We start from the raw sequence: 1,161 nt of genomic DNA on the forward strand, positions 1-1,161 counted from the left end.
AGAAGGCATGGCACCCTAGGGTATAAAAGTCCCATGCAGTACGAACAATTTAATTAAACCCCGTGTCTACTTTATCGGGGTCAGATCAAAGTGTACTTGTAGGAATGGCTTTAGCCATGAATGTTTTGCTAAGGTCTAGATTCGGCACTGAAGTGCCTCCTACGGGGTTTGTTGCTGAGGGTGACTCTTTACTAAACAACCCCACAGATCAACTGACCTCTAATATCTGACGTCTGATGTCTCCTGTCTATTCGGCACTGAAGTGCCTCCTACGGGGTTTGTTGCTGAGGGTGACTCTGTACTAAACAAACCAACAGTTCAACTTTACCCTTGCTAACTTGCAACTCGCTAACTGACGTTGGGTTTCGCTTCGCTCTACCCAACCTACCTGAAGAATGAATAGGGCACGTTGTATGGATAACTCTAAACGCAAAAAAGCCCGACTCTTTTGAATCGGGCTTTCTTTAATTTGGAGCCTGGCGATGTCCTACTTTCACATGGCAAATGCCACACTATCATCGGCGCTGTTTCGTTTCACTACTGAGTTCGGCATGGGGTCAGGTGGGTCCAAAACGCTATTGTCACCAAGCAAATTTGGTTTTAATTCGCTCTTTTGAGCAAATTAATAAATTTGGAATTCTGATATCAAGTAAATGTCTACTTTAGTTTCTTAACTTCTGTCTGTTTCGCTGTCATAAAACGCGTTTGGCGTTGTATGGTTAAGCCTCACGGGTAATTAGTACAGGTTAGCTTAATGGCTCACACCACTTCCACATCAGCTGTTGATCGGCACTTTTTGCATTTTTAAGTACAACTGCAGCACCTTGCTCATAGTCTTTTACCAAAGCAGTAAGCTTGTCATTTTGTATTTGTAGCTGCTGTTCGTTTTCAACCATTTGGTCAAACTCAGCAACTTCTTGGTTATAAGCCGCAACTAAAGTATCGATTGCATCTACGACTGATAAATAATTCCGATTAACGCTCGCACCCTCCGTATTACCGCGGCTGCTGGCACGGAGTTAGCCGGTGCTTCTTCTGTAAGTAACGTCACAGCTAGCCAATATTAGTGACTAACCTTTCCTCCTTACTGAAAGTGCTTTACAACCCGAAGGCCTTCTTCACACACGCGGCATGGCTGCATCAGGCTTGCGCCCATTGTGC

1 protein-coding gene and 2 rRNA genes are annotated in these 1,161 nt (G+C 44.5%); all 3 read right to left on the minus strand.

Annotation, left to right across the window (positions count from 1 at the left end; translation table 11 throughout):
• Positions 1-474: 474 nt before the first annotated feature.
• A 5S ribosomal RNA gene (gene rrf / locus C2M25_RS20780) occupies positions 475-589 on the minus strand.
• Between the two features lie 157 nt (positions 590-746).
• On the minus strand, positions 747-896 hold the full coding sequence (locus C2M25_RS21895; protein WP_199775205.1) for a hypothetical protein: 150 nt from the start codon (positions 894-896) through the stop codon (positions 747-749).
• Positions 897-935: 39 nt separating this feature from the next.
• A 16S ribosomal RNA gene (locus tag C2M25_RS20785) occupies positions 936-1,161 on the minus strand; the annotation flags it as partial.

The organism is Pseudoalteromonas sp. T1lg21 (assembly GCF_002964625.1).
GTDB classification, from domain to species: domain Bacteria; phylum Pseudomonadota; class Gammaproteobacteria; order Enterobacterales; family Alteromonadaceae; genus Pseudoalteromonas; species Pseudoalteromonas gelatinilytica.

Excerpts from the sequence above, each read along its gene's own strand:
- C2M25_RS21895 (WP_199775205.1), bottom strand. The coding sequence starts at position 896 with ATGGTTGAAAACGAACAGCAGCTACAAATACAAAATGACAAGCTTACT.